14 protein-coding genes are annotated in these 15,409 nt (G+C 69.1%); 10 read left to right on the top strand and 4 right to left on the bottom strand.

The genetic code is table 11. From position 1 onward, the window contains the following. The first annotated feature begins 5 nt into the window (after positions 1–5). Positions 6–494: a peptide deformylase gene (def, locus tag VPH61_RS14835; protein WP_332064279.1), complete on the top strand. Its 489-nt coding sequence runs from the start codon at positions 6–8 to the stop codon at positions 492–494. A gap of 59 nt (positions 495–553) precedes the next feature. On the opposite strand, the gene VPH61_RS14830 is transcribed toward def, so the two are convergent. After that, a complete protein-coding gene (locus tag VPH61_RS14830; RefSeq protein ID WP_332064278.1) occupies positions 554–2,386 on the bottom strand; it encodes an AMP-dependent synthetase/ligase in 1,833 nt (610 codons plus the stop codon). 152 nt (positions 2,387–2,538) lie between these two features. On the opposite strand from VPH61_RS14830, the gene VPH61_RS14825 reads away from it, so the two are divergent. From VPH61_RS14825 to VPH61_RS14815, 3 genes are all read left to right on the top strand, one after another. After that, entirely contained in the window at positions 2,539–3,510 is a 972-nt protein-coding gene (locus VPH61_RS14825) for an ROK family glucokinase (RefSeq protein WP_332064277.1), read from the top strand. 35 nt (positions 3,511–3,545) lie between these two features. After that, positions 3,546–4,235, top strand: coding sequence for a lysophospholipid acyltransferase family protein (locus tag VPH61_RS14820; protein WP_056008212.1), 690 nt, complete (start codon positions 3,546–3,548; stop codon positions 4,233–4,235). Positions 4,236–4,358: 123 nt separating this feature from the next. Then, positions 4,359–5,687 (top strand): class II 3-deoxy-7-phosphoheptulonate synthase, encoded by a 1,329-nt coding sequence (locus VPH61_RS14815; RefSeq protein ID WP_332064411.1) that lies wholly within the window; start codon positions 4,359–4,361, stop codon positions 5,685–5,687. 67 nt (positions 5,688–5,754) lie between these two features. On the opposite strand, the gene pknB is transcribed toward VPH61_RS14815, so the two are convergent. Together pknB and VPH61_RS14805 are read right to left on the bottom strand one after the other, a co-directional pair. Continuing rightward, the gene (pknB, locus tag VPH61_RS14810) at positions 5,755–7,671 is read right to left on the bottom strand and encodes a Stk1 family PASTA domain-containing Ser/Thr kinase (protein WP_332064276.1); all 1,917 of its coding nucleotides are present in this window, start codon (positions 7,669–7,671) and stop codon (positions 5,755–5,757) included. Between the two features lie 93 nt (positions 7,672–7,764). Further along, complete coding sequence (locus tag VPH61_RS14805; protein ID WP_332064275.1) at positions 7,765–9,054, bottom strand: LysM peptidoglycan-binding domain-containing protein; 1,290 nt, start codon at positions 9,052–9,054, stop codon at positions 7,765–7,767. Between the two features lie 161 nt (positions 9,055–9,215). Between VPH61_RS14805 and VPH61_RS14800 the strand changes: the two genes are divergently transcribed. After that, positions 9,216–9,554: an Rv2175c family DNA-binding protein gene (locus VPH61_RS14800; RefSeq protein ID WP_332064274.1), complete on the top strand. Its 339-nt coding sequence runs from the start codon at positions 9,216–9,218 to the stop codon at positions 9,552–9,554. 51 nt (positions 9,555–9,605) lie between these two features. Here VPH61_RS14800 and VPH61_RS14795 read toward each other — a convergent pair whose 3' ends face one another. Then, a complete protein-coding gene (locus VPH61_RS14795; RefSeq protein WP_332064273.1) occupies positions 9,606–10,718 on the bottom strand; it encodes a polyprenyl synthetase family protein in 1,113 nt (370 codons plus the stop codon). Positions 10,719–10,792: 74 nt separating this feature from the next. Between VPH61_RS14795 and VPH61_RS14790 the strand changes: the two genes are divergently transcribed. The 5 genes from VPH61_RS14790 to VPH61_RS14770 all read left to right on the top strand — a co-directional run bounded on the left by VPH61_RS14790 (position 10,793) and on the right by VPH61_RS14770 (position 15,402). Beyond that, positions 10,793–11,179, top strand: coding sequence for a DUF3040 domain-containing protein (locus VPH61_RS14790; RefSeq protein ID WP_332064272.1), 387 nt, complete (start codon positions 10,793–10,795; stop codon positions 11,177–11,179). Positions 11,180–11,488: 309 nt separating this feature from the next. Beyond that, a complete protein-coding gene (gene mraZ, locus VPH61_RS14785) occupies positions 11,489–11,920 on the top strand; it encodes a division/cell wall cluster transcriptional repressor MraZ (protein ID WP_332064271.1) in 432 nt (143 codons plus the stop codon). A gap of 104 nt (positions 11,921–12,024) precedes the next feature. After that, positions 12,025–12,978 carry a 16S rRNA (cytosine(1402)-N(4))-methyltransferase RsmH gene (gene rsmH / locus VPH61_RS14780; RefSeq protein WP_332064270.1) on the top strand — a complete coding sequence of 318 codons (954 nt, stop codon included), beginning with the start codon at positions 12,025–12,027 and terminating at the stop codon, positions 12,976–12,978. After that, entirely contained in the window at positions 12,975–13,565 is a 591-nt protein-coding gene (locus tag VPH61_RS14775; RefSeq protein WP_332064269.1) for a hypothetical protein, read from the top strand. The genes rsmH and VPH61_RS14775 overlap by 4 nt, the downstream gene beginning before the upstream one ends. A 28-nt stretch (positions 13,566–13,593) precedes the next feature. Beyond that, positions 13,594–15,402 carry a peptidoglycan D,D-transpeptidase FtsI family protein gene (locus VPH61_RS14770; protein ID WP_332064268.1) on the top strand — a complete coding sequence of 603 codons (1,809 nt, stop codon included), beginning with the start codon at positions 13,594–13,596 and terminating at the stop codon, positions 15,400–15,402. The last annotated feature ends 7 nt before the right edge of the window (positions 15,403–15,409 follow it).

The following is a 15,409-nucleotide window of genomic DNA, read 5'->3' as shown; positions in this document are numbered from 1 at the left end:
AACCCTTGCCGGAACGCCCCATTCGCCTGTTCGGCGACCCTGTCTTGAAGACCGTCTCCGCCCCCGTCGAACAGGTCGACGATCGCGTGCGCGGGCTCGTCGCCGACCTCCTCGACAGCGTCAGGCTGCCCGGCCGTGCCGGTGTCGCGGCATCCCAGATCGGGGTGAACCTGCGCGCGTTCAGCTACAACGTCGACGGCGAGGTCGGCTACATCCTGAACCCCGAGCTCGAGGTCACGGGCGAGAAGGAACTGATCGACGAGGGATGCCTCTCAGTGCCGGGGCTCTGGCACAAGACGCCGCGGCATCCGTTCGCTCGAGTGCGCGGCATCGACCTCGACGGCAACGAGATCGAGATCTCGGGCACCGGGCTCATGGCGCAGGCGCTGCAGCACGAGACCGACCACCTCGACGGGCTGCTCTACCTCGACCGCCTCGAGAAGGCGGAGCGCCGCCTCGCGATGAAGGAAGTGCGCGAGTCCGACTGGTTCTGAGCTCACGCATGACGAAGGCCTCGCGGATTCCGCGAGGCCTTCGTCATGCGAGCGTGTGCTCAGTGGGCGATCGAGTGACCCTCGGTCATCGGCGCACCGGAGTACATCGCCTCGATGTTCGGAGCGAAGTCCTCGAGGATGATGTTGCGCTTGATGCTGAGCTTCGGCGTCAGGTGGCCGCTGGCCTCCGTGAGCTCGATCGGCAGGAGCGTGAACTTGCGGATCGACTCCGCGCGCGACACTGTCTCGTTGGCGGCGTCGATGGCGCGCTGCACCTCGGCGAGTACCGCCGGGTTGACGGTGGCCTCTTCAATCGTCATGCCGGCGTCTTCACTGTTGTTGTTGAGCCAGACCGGGAGCATCTCGGGGTCGAGGGTGATGAGCGCCGAGATGAACGGCTTCTTGTCGCCGACGACCACGACCTGACCGACCAGCGGGTTCGCGCGAATCGGGTCCTCGAGCGCGGCGGGGGAGACGTTCTTGCCTCCGGCCGTGACGATGATCTCCTTCTTGCGGCCCGTGATGGTGAGGAATCCATCGGCGTCGAACGAGCCGATGTCGCCCGTCTTGAACCACTCGCCGTCGAACGCCTCGGCCGTGGCCTCGGGGTTCTTCCAGTACTCCTTGAAGACGTCGATGCCCTTGATCTGCACTTCGCCGTCGTCGGCGAGGCGCACCGCGACGCCAGGGAGGGGAGGACCGACGGTGCCGATCTTCGACTTGTTCGCCAGGTTGACCGTCGCGGGCGCGGTCGACTCGGTGAGCCCGTAGCCCTCGAGGATCGTGATGCCGAGCGCGTGGTAGAAGTGGCCGAGTCGCGGGCCGAGCGGCGCGGAGCCCGACACCGCGTACTTGACGTTGCCGCCCATTGCCGCGCGGAGCTTGGAGAGCACGAGCCGGTCGAGCACCGCGAACTTGAGCTTGAGGCCGAGCGGCACCGAGCCCGCCTCTTTCGCCATCGAGTACGCCACCGCGGCCTCGGCGGCCGCGCGGAAGATCTTGCCCTTGCCGCCGGCTTCGGCCTTCTGCTCCGACGCGTTGTAGACCTTCTCGAACACCCGCGGCACTGCGAGGAGGAAGGTCGGCTTGAAGCTCGCGAGCGAGGGCAGCAACTGCTTCGTGTCGGCCTGGTGCCCCACACGCACGCCGGCGTGCACCGAGAGCACCGCGATGAAGCGGGCGAACACGTGAGCCGTCGTGATGAAGAGGAGCGTGGAGGCGCCGTTCGGATCGAGCACGACCTCGTTGAGCGCGACCGCGGAATTACGGGAGAGCTCGACGAAGTTCGAGTGCGTCAGCACGCAGCCCTTGGGCTTGCCGGTCGAGCCGGAGGTGTAGATGAGCGTCGCGATGTCGGAGCCGACGGCGAGGTTGCGACGACGTTCGATCTCTTCGTCGGTCACCTCGGTGCCGCCGGCGACGAGCTTGTCGAGGTCGCCGAGGTCGATCTGCCAGACGCCGCGGATGGCGGGGAGGTCGGGGTGCACCTCGTCGAACCGGGCGAAGTGGTCGGGCGTCTCGACGATGACGGCGATCGCGCCCGAGTCGCTCAGGTTCCACCGCACCTGCGAGGGCGAGCTCGTCTCGTAGATCGGCACCAGCACCGCGCCGGCGAACCAGGTCGCGAAGTCGATCAGGGTCCACTCGTACCGGGTCTTGCACATCAGGCCGATCTTGTCGCCGGGCTGGATGCCGGCGGCGACGAGGCCCTTCGCGAGGGCGATCACCTGATCGTAGAACTCCTTCGTCGTGACCGGCGACCAGCCGCCGTCGGCGGTGGGGAGCGAGAACAGCACGGAGTCGGGTGTCGCGGCGACGCGATCGACCAGCAGGTCGGTGGTGTTCGCTTCTGGGTCTGCTGCGACCACGGGTGGGGTAGCGAATTCGATCACGGTAGCTCCTTCGGCACCGGGAGGGTTGCACGCGGCTCGGGCACCAGCGCGAACCTCGGCATTGGGGTCCATTACACTCTAGTCGTTGCTCGCGGCCGCCCCAGGTCTCAGCTCCATCACGCTTCTTCCTCCTTCTGAAAGGCAGGCTTCCGGTGCATGCGATCGGTATCGACATCGGCGGAACGAAGATCGCGGGCGCGATCGTCGACCAGCTCGGCAACATCGTCGCGAGCGACCGCGTGCCGACGCCCGCCGGCGACGCGACGCTGCTCGAAGATGCGGTCGTGCAGATGATCGAGTCGCTCCGCGCCCGCGCGACCGAGGAGATCGTCGCGATCGGCGTCGCGGCGGCCGGCTTCGTCGACGCAGCCCAGTCGACGGTGTACTACGCGCCCAACATCGACTGGCGCAACGAACCCTTCCGCGAGAAGCTCGAGGCGCGGGTCGGCACGGCCGTCGTCGTCGACAACGACGCCAACGCGGCGGGCTGGGCCGAGTTCCGGTTCGGCGCCGGGCGACTCGTGAGCGACATGGTCATGCTGACGATCGGCACCGGCGTCGGCGGCGCGATCGTCGCGGGCGACCGCCTCTTCCGCGGCGGGTTCGGTGCGGGAGCGGAGCTCGGTCACCTGCGCGTCGTCCCCGACGGTCTCGCCTGCGGGTGCGGCCAGCGCGGATGCATCGAGCAGTACGGTTCCGGGCGGGCACTGCTTCGCATGGCGAACGAGATCGCCGACGCCGGCGGCATCGGCCAGGGCCTGGCACGCGCGCGAGCCGAGCACGGCGAGCTCGACGGGCGCCTCGTCGGCGAGTTCATCGCCGCGGGCGACGCCGGCGCCGTCGCAGCGCTGCGCCAGCTCGGCCACTGGCTCGGCCAGGCGGCCGCGAGCCTGTCGGCCGTGCTCGACCCGCAGCGATTCGTCTTCGGCGGCGGCGTCTCCGTCGCCGGCGAGCTCCTGCTGGAGCCGATCCGGTCGGCCTACCTCGAGCACCTGCCTGCTCGCGGCTATCACCCCGAGCCCGACTTCGTGATCGCCGAACTCGTCAACGACGCCGGGGTGGTCGGCGCGGCCGACCTCGCCCGCGTGTGGGTCGACGAGCACGCCGGAGTCCCGCGACGCTAGGCTGAGTCGGTGCTGCAGAGGGAAGGGGGTTCGCGTTGTTCTACTGGATCATGAAGAACCTCGTGATCGGCCCGATCCTCCTCTCGATCTTCCGGCCGTGGGTCGTCGGCCTCGAGAACGTGCCGAAAGAGGGCGCGGTCGTGCTCGCGTCGAACCACCTCTCGTTCATCGACTCGATCTTCCTGCCGCTCATCGTCGACCGCCCGGTCGTCTTCCTCGCCAAGAGCGAGTACTTCACGGGCAAGGGCTTGAAGGGCTGGGCGACGAAGGTCTTCTTCCAGGCCGCGGGCCAACTGCCGATCGACCGTTCCGGCGGCAAGGCTTCGGAGGCCTCGCTCGAGACGGGCCTTCGCGTGCTCGGCGAGGGCAAGATCCTCGGCATCTACCCCGAGGGCACCCGCAGCCCCGACGGCAAGCTCTACCGGGGTCGCACGGGCGTGGCCCGCATGGTGCTCGAAGCCGGCGTCCCCGTGATCCCCGTCGCCATGATCGGCACCGAGCACGTGATGCCGATCGGCTCCCGACTGCCCAAGGTCCGGCGCATCGGCATCATCCTCGGCGAGCCGGTCGACTTCAGCCGCTTCGAGGGGCTCGAGGGCGATCGGTTCGTGTTGCGTTCCGTGACGGACGAACTCGTCTACGATCTGCGCGGTCTGAGCGGCCAGGAATACGTCGACGTCTACGCCAGTTCGGTGAAGGAGAAGCGCGCCTCGCAATCGCGATAGGCTCGTTCCGCGGGGACGCGACGTGCGTCGCCGTTGCTCTTTTCGGCGCGAATCGCGCCCCGAACCCTCAGGACGTTCCCCGTGGTACAGCTCGTCGAGCCGGTCGTGAATGCAGATCCCTCCGTGATTGCCGGCCTCGACTATTGGCGCACGCTCCCCATCAAGCAGCAGCCGACGTGGCCCGACGTCGAAGCGGCGCACGCGGCATCCGCTGAGCTGGCGAGCCTGCCGCCGCTCGTCTTCGCGGGCGAGGTCGACATCCTGCGCGACCGCCTGGCGGCCGCATCGCGCGGCGAGGCGTTCCTGCTGCAGGGCGGCGACTGCGCCGAGACGTTCGCCGGTGCCACGGCCGACCAGATCCGCAACCGCGTGAAGACGGTGCTGCAGATGGCCGTCGTGCTGACCTACGGCGCCTCGATGCCGGTCGTGAAGATGGGCCGCATGGCGGGCCAATTCGCGAAGCCCCGCTCGAGCGACAGCGAGACGCGCGGCGATGTCACGCTGCCCGCGTACCGCGGCGACATCGTGAACGGCTACGACTTCACGCCCGAGTCGCGTGCCGCCGACCCTGCACGGCTCATCAAGGGCTACCACACGGCCGCGTCGACCTTGAACCTCATCCGCGCCTTCACGCAGGGCGGGTTCGCCGACCTCCGCCAGGTGCACTCGTGGAACCAGGGCTTCGCGTCGAACCCCGCGAACGCACGCTACGAGAACATGGCGCGCGAGATCGACCGCGCCATCAAGTTCATGGAGGCGTGCGGCGCCGACTTCGAGGCGATCAAGCACACCGAGTTCTACACGGGCCACGAGGGCCTGCTCATGGACTACGAGCGGCCGATGACTCGCATCGACTCGCGTACGGGCACGCCGTACGACACCTCGAGCCACTTCATCTGGATCGGCGAGCGTACTCGTGAGCTCGACGGCGCGCACGTCGACTTCCTGTCGCGGGTGCGCAACCCGATCGGCGTGAAGCTCGGCCCGACGACGACGCCCGAGACGATGCTCGAGCTCGTCGAGAAGCTCGACCCCGAGCGCGAGCCCGGGCGTCTGACCTTCATCACCCGTATGGGCGCCGGCAAGATCCGCGACGCGCTGCCGCCCCTGCTTGAGGCCATCAAGGCGAGCGACGCCAACCCGCTGTGGGTCACCGACCCCATGCACGGCAACGGCATCACGACGCCCAACGGCTACAAGACGCGTCGCTTCGACGACGTGGTCGACGAGGTCAAGGGCTTCTTCGAGGCGCACCGCGACGCCGGCACCCACCCGGGCGGCATCCACGTGGAGCTCACGGGCGACGACGTCACCGAGTGCCTCGGCGGCTCGGAGCACATCGACGAAGAGACGCTGGCCACCCGCTACGAGTCGCTCTGCGACCCGCGGCTGAACCACATGCAGTCGCTCGAGCTCGCGTTCCTGGTGGCCGAGGAGCTCGCGGCCCGCTGACAGCGATCAGGCGCGGGACATCCGGTTCGGATGTCCCGCGCCTTCGTCGTTCCGGCGGGATCGCCGATCAGCCGAAGTTGACCGTGACCTCGGTGCCGCGCTTGACCTTCTCGCCGGCGGCCGGAGTCTGCACGGATGCCACGACGGCGCCTTCGAGGAAGGCGGGCACGTTCGACGTGACGACGAATCCGAGCGCCTCGAGCTGTTCGCGCGCCTGGGCGACGGTCTGGCCGGTGATGACGTTCGGCACCTCGACGAGGTCTTGGCCCTTCGACATGACGAGCGTCAGCGTGTCGCCGGGTCGCACCGGGTCGCTCGTCGCCGCTTGCGAGAGCACGAGGTCGGCCGCGATGTCGTCGCTGAACTCGGGTTCGCCGTAGGCGACCTGGAGTTCGACGGCGGCGAGGGCGGCCTCGGCATCGGCGGCAGACAAGCCGACGACATCGGGGATCGGGCCGGCGGAGACGACGAGCGTCAGTTCGCCCAGCTCGGGGTACTGGGCGCCGACGGAGTTGCCGTCGGCGTCGAGCACGTCGATCACGGTGTCGGCCGGCACGTCGCCGGAGAACTGCAGCACGTCGGGCTCGATGACGGTGAAGTCCTTCAGCGCCGCACGTGCGTCGGCGGACGGGGACCCGCGGACCTCGGGCACGTCGAGGATGCTGGGGCCCAGTGAGACGAACATCGTGACGGTCGATCCGCGCTGCGCCTGCTCGCCGCCCTCGGGGTCGGTGCCCGACACCTGGCCGGCCGGCACGACGGGGTCGTTGCGTTCAGCGGGTTCGACCGCGAACCCGGCCTCTTCGAGCACGGCGGTCGCGGCGGCGGGAGTGAACGTCGTGGTCTCGGGCACCGTGGTGAGGGCGCCAGGGCCGGCTCCGAAGTACCAGCCGGTACCGGCCGCGAGGCCGGTCAGGAGGAGCACGAGGGCGATGATCCAGTAGCCGCGGCGCTTGCGTCGTTCGGCGCTCTTCGCGAGCGCCTCGGTGTCGTCGCCGTCGGACGCCTCGAGCGTCGACGTGCCGGCGGCAGCTGCGCCGCCTGCCCCGAGCACGCGGGTCTCGGCGGTCGCCGCGGCGAGCGGGAGCGCCGCGCCGGGCAGCACCATCGTCGCCTGCGTCTGCAGCGGTCGATGCGAGGAGCGGATCTCGGGTTCGACCTCGCGCAGCCGCTCCAGCATCTCGCGGGCGTCGCTCGGCCGCGCCTCGGGGTCGCGATTGGTCGCCCACAGCACGAGCTCGTCGAGCTCGACGGGCACTGCGGGGTTCTTCGAGCTCGGCGTCGGCACCTGGTCGTTGGCGTGCTGGTAGGCGATCGCCATCGGCGCCTCGCCGACGTAGGGCTGCTCGCCCGTGAGCATCTCGTACATCATGATGCCGACGGCGTAGATGTCGCTGCGGGCATCTGCCACCCCGCGGGTGACGAGCTCGGGGGAGAGGTAGGCGATCGTGCCGAGCAGCGCCTGACCGGTCGCGGTGTTGGCGCTCGCGGCGCGGGCGAGTCCGAAGTCGCCGAGCTTGATGCGACCGTCGTCGGCGAGCAGCACGTTCTCGGGCTTCAGGTCGCGGTGCACGATGCCGGCCTTGTGCGCGGCCGCGAGGCCCGCGAGCACGGCGTCCATGATGTCGACGGTCTGCTCGGGCGTGAGCTTCTTGTAGTCCTTCAGCAGCTCGCGCAGCGTGATGCCGGGCAGGTACTCCATGACGAGGTAGGCCATGTCGGCGTCTTGACCCTGATCGAAGACGTTCACGACGTTGGGGTGCGCGAGGCGGGCCGCCGAGCGGGCCTCCTGCACGAACCGGGTCTTGAAGGTGTTGTCGTCGGCGAGGTGGCCGTGCATGATCTTGATGGCGACGCGGCGCTCGAGGCGCAGGTCGGTCGCGAGGTAGACCGTCGCCATGCCGCCCCGGGCGATTCGGGAGCGCACCTGATAGCGGCCGTCGATGAGACGGCCGATCATGGGGTCGACGGGCGCAGTGGTCACCCTGAGAGTCTACGAAGAGCTATATGCCGCAACCGTTTCAAACGCCGACGGCGCGCCGATCGCAATCCCATCGTGATGAGCGGATGCCGCGGCTCACCCGAGCTCGGAGAGCCAGGCCCTCGCCGACGTCTCCCACTTCGCGTAGTGGTCGGGGTGCGCGCTCAGCTGCACGGCCTGTGCGGCCTGGGTGACGGTGAGCGATTCCCACCCGGGGATGTCGAGCAGACCGCGGGTGCGACCGGCATTGGGGTTCGCGGCTCCGCCGTAGAACGCCGTGGCCGACCGCGCCGGGTCGAGCACCTCCTCGACCGTGCCCCAACCCTGGCTCGGGCGCTGCTGGAACAGCCCGAGCGAGTCGAGATCGCCGTACTCGGGGTTCTTCAGGCCCGACTCCTGCGCGGCGGCGGCCAGGGCGATCACGATGCCCTGGTCGGGCACGCCGAGCGCGCGGCCGACGTCGATGATGATGCGCGCGTTGCCACGCATCTCCTCGGTGAGCGCGACGCTCACCGAGGCCACGCTGACGGCGGCGACCGGCCGTGCGACGCGCAGCGCCTGGCCGGCGCGGATCACCGCGGATGCGTCGAGCCCGTTGATCGCGACGAGTTCGGAGACCGGGAGGCCGTGCCGTGCGGCGATGTCCCAGAGGGTGTCGCCGTCGACGACGGTGTACTCCTCGCCGCTGGACGGCCCGGGCGCCGGCGGCGCAGGCGCAACGGGCGCAGGCGCTGCGGGAGCGGGAGCCGCGGCATCCGCCCCAGCGGGAGGCAGCACGATCGACTGCCCCGGGAAGATCAGGCTCTGCCGGCTCAGCCCGTTCGCGCTCAGCATCTGATCGAGCGCGACGCCGTGAGCGGCGGCGATGCCGCTCATGGTGTCGCCGGCGACGACCGTGTGCCGCGGGAGTTCGGCGGCGACGGGCACCGGTGCCGTCGGCGCAGCAGCGGTGCCGCCTCCGGGCAGCGCCAGCCGCTGCCCCGGGAAGATGAGGCTCGACCAGCCGAGGCCGTTGAGCGCCAGGATGTCGGCGGTGGCGACGCCGTAGCGCTCGGCGATGCCGCTCACGGTGTCGCCGTCGCCGACGGTCACCTCGGCGGGCACCGATCCGGCCGAAGCGGTCGTCGATGCCGCGTGCCTGGCTGGGCCGTCGTTGCCGGCCTTCACCTTGGGCATGCGCTTGACCGACTGCTGGGCCGCCTCCGCCGGCTGCGCGATGCCGAGCGTGACGGCGATGGTCGAGACGACCGCGAGCGGCACGGTGATCAGGCGACGGATGCCGCGGCGGCGATCGTGCTCCTCGCGTGCCTGCCTTCGCGGGCGGTCGCCCCGCCCGCTGATCTTCTCGGTCTCGGTCTCGGCGTCGTGCAAATCGCTGCCCCCCATTCGCCGGCATGGTGCTCCCGGCCCCCGCGGCAACCGTCGCATAGCGGAATGGGGGAGTCAAACACCTCCGCGCGAGTCATGTGAAGCGATCGGCGGCAGTGCGCGAGCGTGTCGAAATCGGATGGTTCCGCAAGACGCCCGGCTCGTGGCAGTCTTGACACGTGACCGATGCTGCCGAAACCGACTGGCTGACCGTTCCCGACCTCGTCGAGCTGCTCGGGCAGAGCCCGAGCCGCATTCGTCGACTCATCGACGACCGCTACCTCCTCGCTGCACGCGTCGACGGCGTGCTCAAGGTGCCCTCGGTGTTCCTGCGCGACGACGCTCCGCTGCCCGAACTGCACGGAACGGCGAACGTGCTCGCCGACAACGGCTTCACCGACGAAGAGGCGCTCGAGTGGATGCTCGCCGAGGAGGACAGCCTCGGCACTTCGCCGATCGCCGCGCTGCTCGCCGGGCGCAAGGCCGAGGTGCGTCGCGTGGCGCAGGCGCTGGCCTGACATCTCAACCGCTTTGCAGCTGAACCGCTGCAGCTGGGCAGCTGAGCGGCGTCAGCTCGTGCGGCGGGTGACCGCTCGGGCGAGCGAGCCGAGTTCCGCACGTGCGTCCCCGCTGATCGGTGCCGCCTCGAGCGCCGCAGAGGCCTTGGCGACGTTCGAGGTGATGAGCGCCTCGATCTCGTCGACGGCGCCGCATTCGCGGATCGTCTGCTGCAGCATCCTGACCTGCTCGGGAGCGAGTTCGGGGTCGCCGAGCAGTTCGTCGAGCAGTCGGCGCTGACCGGGCGCGAGCCGCTCCCTCGCGATCGCGATGAGCATCGTGCGCTTGCCCTCGCGCAGGTCATCGCCGCTCGGCTTGCCGGTGACCTCGGGGTCGCCGAACACGCCGAGCAGGTCGTCGCGCAACTGGTAGGCGATGCCGAGCGGCAGGCCGAAGGCGCGGAGCGAATCGGACTGAGCCGTCGAGGCGCCGGCGATGGCCCCGCCGATGACGAGCGGGGCCTCGACGCTGTACTTGGCGGACTTGTAGACGATGACGCGTTCGGCGCGGAGCCGCTGCTCGGATTCGGCCTGGCTCCGCCACGCGCGCTCCTCGAGGATGTCGAGGTACTGGCCGGCCGTCACCTCGGTGCGCATGCGCATGAACTCAGAGCGGGCCGCGCGAGCGGCATCGAGGTCGGGGAGGGCTGCGAGCCCCTCGTCGAACAGCTCGTCGCTCCAGCCCAGCAGCAGGTCGCCGAGGAGGATCGCCGATGCCCGGCCGAACTCGGGCGCCGAGCCCGCCCAGCCCGAATCGGCGTGCAGCTGTTCGAAGAGGCGGTGCCCAGACGGGGCGCCCCTGCGGGTGTCGGAATTGTCGATGATGTCGTCGTGCAGCAGCGCGGCGGCATGGAAGAGTTCGAGAGCGGATGCCGCGGAGACGACCGGGAACCGGTCGCGACCGCCCTCTTCAGCGAAGGGGTCGAAACCGCGCGCGCCGACCGCTTCCCAGCCCCAGTAGCAGAACAGCGCCCGGAAGCGCTTGCCTCCGCTGAGAAATCGCCTTGAGAACGCGTCGAGCGGTTCGAGGTCGGGGCTGATCTCGCGGAGAATGGAGGTGCGTTCGGCGAGGAAACCCTCGATGCGTTCGTGCACCATATCGACCAGTCGGGAACCGTGAGCCACCCGCCTAGCCTAGCGAGGCTGAGCAAGGCTAGAATGGACTCGGATGCGTCGATCCCGAGCCTGAGGGGAATGAGATGCCGCTTTCAGAGCAGGAGCAACGTCTTCTCGAGGAGATGGAGCGGAACCTCTATCGCAATGACGCCGACTTCGTGCAAGCAGTCGGCGGTGTTCGTGGTCGTCGACCGAACTACCGGGCCATCGTGCTCGGTGTGCTGCTGGCCGTCGCCGGTGCCGGCGCGCTCATCGCGGGCGTCGCGTCGCAGCTCCTCGTCATCGGGGTCATCGGCTTCGCGCTGATGTTCGCGGGAGTGCTCGTCGCGATCACTCCGTCCAAGCGTGGTGCTGTCACGGCCGCTCCGTCCGAGCCGTCGACCGCCGGCCGAGGTCGCGCCACTTCGGGCGGCAGCTTCATGGACCGCATGAACGAGCGCTGGGACCGTCGCCAAGACGATCAGGGCTGATCCCTCCACTTCGCACCACCTGAACGGGTCGATCTTCGGATCGGCCCGTTTTTCGTGCGCCCGGGTGGCGCTCGGCGGTGCGCGCGGCACGCCGCGTGCGACATCCGCTGCCTGATTCGCCTGCGCGCGCCCGGCGGCACCGGATTCTGAGCCGAAACCCTCCACTCTGCTCCACCAGCTGAATCCCTGTAATCACAGGCCTCTTTCCGTACTCGACACGCTGAAGCGAGCGAATGTCGTTGATCAGTGGATGAGAGTGGAGTAAAGTGGGGTTACCTGGATTCTGGCCGGAGGAAAGGGGGTGGTGCGGTGTTCCTCGGTAGCTACGAACCAAAGCTCGATGAGAAGGGCCGCGTCATTCTTCCGGCGAAGTTCCGGGAGGAGCTCTCGACCGGTCTTGTGCTCACGCGCGGGCAGGAACACTGCATCTACGTGTTCAGCGCGCGCGAGTTCGAGAACATGAGCGACAAGATCCGCCAAGCCCCGGTAACGAGCAAGCAGGCGCGCGACTACATGCGCGTCTTCCTCTCGGGGGCTTCCGCGGAGACCCCCGACAAGCAGCATCGCGTCACCATCCCCGCCACGCTCCGCGCCTATGCGGGCCTCGACCGAGACCTCACGGTCATCGGAACGGGCAGTCGGGTGGAGATCTGGGACGCGACGGCCTGGGCGACCTACCTCGCCGAGCAGGAGGCGGCCTTCGCGGACACGGCGGAGGAGGTGATCCCCGGACTCTTCTAGTCCTCGGGCTCCGACTCCCAGCCGGCCGCGCCTGGTGCACTTCCCCGCATCAGGACGAACGGATGGGGATCGGAACCCGAGGCCACGAAGGGCAAGGCGGAATCATGGACATCGAACGCATTCACACCCCGGTCATGCTCGAGCGCACGCTCGAGCTCCTGGCCCCCGCCCTCGAGGCCGACGGCGCCGTGATGGTCGACGCGACCCTCGGCATGGGCGGCCACTCCGCGGCGTTTCTCGAGCGCTTCCCGAAGCTCACCGTCATCGGCCTCGACCGCGACACCGACGCGCTCGGCATCGCCCGCGAACGTCTCGCGAAGTTCGGCGACCGGGCCCGGTTCGTGCACACGGTCTACGACGGCATCGTCGACGCGGTTCGCGGCGAGGGGTTCCGCGAGGTGCAGGGCGTGCTCTTCGACCTCGGCGTCTCCTCGCTGCAGCTCGACCGCGCCGAGCGCGGCTTCGCCTACTCGAAGGATGCGCCGCTCGACATGCGCATGGACTTCACGAGCGGGCGCACCGCCGCCGACGTGATCGCTGAAGAGAGCGAAGAGGAGCTGCGACGCATCTTCCTCGACTACGGCGAGGAGAAGCTCGCCGCCCGGTACGCACGGGCCATCGTGCGGGCGCGAGCGGATGCCCCGATCACGCGTTCGGCCGAGCTCGTCACGATCATCCAGGCGGCGACCCCCGTCGCCATCCAGCGGCAGGGTCACCCCGCGAAGCGGGTGTTCCAGGCGCTGCGCATCGAGGTCAACGAGGAGCTGTCGGTGCTCGAGCGGGCGATGCCCGCCGCGCTCGACACGATCGCCGTCGGCGGCCGCATCCTCGTGCTCGCCTACCAGTCGCTCGAAGACCGCATCGTCAAGCGCTCACTCGCCGCGGCGTCGAGTTCGTCGGCTCCCGCCGGCCTGCCGATGGAGCTGCCCGAGCACCGGCCCGAGTTCAAGCTCCTCGTGCGGGGCGCCGAGCTCGCGAGCGAAGACGAGCAGGCCGAGAACCCGCGGGCCAAGCCCGTGCGGCTCCGTGCCGCCGAACGAGTGCGGAGGCCGTCATGAGCGCCGTGCAGGCCCAGTCGCTCCCGGCACCCCGGCGCGTCGGTACCGAGCGCCCGCAGCGGCGTCTCCGGCCGGCGCCCGAACGAGCCGCTCGGCCGAAGCCGCGGCTCGCCTACGCGGTCATCGCCCTCGGCGGCGTCGCGGTAATCATCGTGGCCCAGCTGCTGCTCTCGATCGCCGTCACTCAGGGCGCCTACGAGATCGATGCGCTGCAGATGCAGCAGACGACGCTCACCCGTGACGAGCAGAAGCTCTCGGAAGACCTCGACCGTGTCGAATCGCCCCAGTTCCTCGCCACGAAGGCCGAGGGGCTCGGCATGGTGCCGAACTCCGACCCGGTCTACCTCCGGCTCTCCGACGGCGCCGTGCTCGGCCAGCCGACGGCGGCCGAGGGCGGCGCAGGGGCATCCGCGCCGCTCGTCCCGAATGCACTGATCGACGGCGTGCCGCCCGGCGCCCAGCACAAGCCGGGGGAGACTCCGGTCGAGGGCACTCCCGGGCACTCGAGTGGTGCAGCACCCGAGACTCCGGGCGGACCTCCGACGGTACCCGTCGACGGCGGACTGCCGACGCCAGCCACGCACTGACCGCACGACCGCTTGCGAGGACCGAATCTTGAACCGCACCAGCCGACACCCGATGCGGCGGATCCTGCTCTCCGCCGCCGTACTGGTGGCACTGGTCGGCGTGTTCGTCGTCCGCCTCATCGACATCCAGATCGTGCGCGCCGCAGAGCTGAACGAGCAGGCGCAGGAGGCGCGCTCGGAACCGGTCACTGTCTACGGCGCCCGCGGCGACATCGTGGACGCGAACGGCAAGGTGCTGGCCGACAGCGTCATGCGCTACGACATCGTGCTCTCGCCGAAGCAGGCCTCGAAGGCCGTCGTCGAACGCGAGGTCCCCGATCCCGAGAACCCCGAAAAGACGAAAGACGTCGTCGTGCCGCTGCCCGAGCTCGCGGCGGAGCTCGGGGCGGTAGTCGGACTGACCGGCGATCAGGTTCAGGGCATCATCACGTCGGAGCTCGCTGAAGACCCGGATGCCGACTACGCCTACGTCTCGAAGCTGGTAGACACGGAGACCTACGAGCAGGTGAAGGCGCTCGGCATTCCGTGGGTGTACGCCGACGAGCACCCGAGCCGTCGCTACCCGAACGGCGCCGTGGCCGGCAACCTCATCGGATTCATGGACGCCGACGGCAACCCCGGGGCCGGCCTCGAGCTCGGTGAGGACAAGTGCCTCGCGAGTGAAGACGGACAGGTCAGCTACCTGCACAGCCTGCAGGACTGGGTCAAGATCCCCGGCACCGAGATCGTGCACAAGCAGGCGCGCGACGGCGGCACCCTGAAGCTCACGATCGACACCGACCTGCAATGGGAGGTGCAGCGCATCGCCGAGGCGCAGCGCCAGGCGGTCGGAGCCTCGTGGGCGATGGTCACCGTCATGGAAGCGAAGACCGGACGGTTGCTCGCTGTGGCCGACGTGCCCACGGTCGACCCGAACGACCCCGGAGCCAGTGACAAGGCCGATCGCGGGTCGCGCTCATTCACGGCTCCGTTCGAACCCGGTTCGACCTTCAAAGCCCTCACCGCGGCGTCCGTGATCAATGCCGGCCTCGCCGATCCATACAGCAAGATCGTCGCGCCGTATCGAATCGTCTTCCCGAACGGCGCGAACATCAACGACAGCTCGCGTCATGACGACCAGCAGCTCACGCTCACCGGCGTGCTCATCGAGTCCTCGAACACCGGGATGTCGCAGTTCGGCGAGCTCATGACCGACCGTGCCCGCTACGACGACATGCTGAAGTTCGGCCTCGGCACCGAGACCGAGGTCGGCTTCCCCGCCGAGGCCTCAGGCGACCTGCACGGCGACCCCGACGAGGACTGGGACAACCAGACCAAGTACGCCACGATGTTCGGCCAGGGCCTCACCACGACGGCCGTGCAGATCGCGAGCGTCTACCAGACGATCGCGAACGGCGGCGTGCGCATGCCCGTCACGCTCGTCGACAGCTGCGTGAGCGAAGACGGCACAGTGACCGACGCACCGGCTCAGGGCGAGCAGGTGGTGTCGGCGGAAGCTGCGGCCGAGACCAGCCAGATGCTCGAGCGCGTCTACCAGGACGCCTGGCTCTCCGAGAAGTGGAACATCCCCGGCTACCGGGTCGCCGCGAAGACGGGCACCGCGCAGGTGCCCGACGGCAACGGCGGCTATCTCAAGGAATATCTCGTCTCCGTCTCGGGCTTCGCCCCGGCCGATGACCCCCAGTTCGTCGTTTCGGTGAGCTACATGAATGCCGTTAAGATGAATTCGTCCGCCGCATCCGCTCCCGTCTTCCAAGAGGTGATGAGCCAGGTGCTGAAGAAGTACCGGACCGTTCCATCCGGCGCCCAGGCGCCCGAGCTGCCAGCAACCTGGTGAGAAAGTT

The sequence above is a fragment of the Agromyces sp. CCNWLW203 genome (assembly GCF_036576125.1).
In the GTDB taxonomy this organism is placed as follows: domain Bacteria; phylum Actinomycetota; class Actinomycetes; order Actinomycetales; family Microbacteriaceae; genus Agromyces.
This window is presented reverse-complemented; position numbering and strand designations above follow the sequence as displayed.

Excerpts from the sequence above, each read along its gene's own strand:
- VPH61_RS14790 (WP_332064272.1), top strand. The coding sequence starts at position 10,793 with ATGCCGCTTTCAGAGCAGGAGCAACGTCTTCTCGAGGAGATGGAGCGG.
- VPH61_RS14805 (WP_332064275.1), bottom strand. The coding sequence starts at position 9,054 with ATGGGGGGCAGCGATTTGCACGACGCCGAGACCGAGACCGAGAAGATC.
- rsmH (WP_332064270.1), top strand. The coding sequence starts at position 12,025 with ATGGACATCGAACGCATTCACACCCCGGTCATGCTCGAGCGCACGCTC.
- VPH61_RS14775 (WP_332064269.1), top strand. The coding sequence starts at position 12,975 with ATGAGCGCCGTGCAGGCCCAGTCGCTCCCGGCACCCCGGCGCGTCGGT.